General features: G+C 66.8%; 1 protein-coding gene. It reads left to right on the top strand.

The window, feature by feature from the left end; genetic code table 11:
- Positions 1-43: 43 nt before the first annotated feature.
- Positions 44-232 (top strand): hypothetical protein (locus AC0L3B_RS40450; protein ID WP_473383715.1); only part of this gene is annotated, 189 nt, incomplete at its 3' end.

Genomic DNA, 232 nt, shown 5'->3' on the forward strand with positions numbered 1-232 from the left:
GCCCGAGGCCATCCCTCCCAAAGCGCCGCCGGTAGTGAGCAAGGTGGCCGACATCCGCGATGGGCAATGGCCCCTCGATCACGCTCTATCCTTGCATACCAGCGGTGCATTGAATCAGGCCCCGACGCGCCTTGGCGCCGTGCTGGACAGGTTCAAGCTCAGCAAACCGGCCGACCTGGGTGAGCCCATCAGTGAGGCCGGCCCCTACAGGGACCTCTACCCGGCCGACGGG

This window comes from Bradyrhizobium sp. Kon56, from assembly GCF_055807635.1.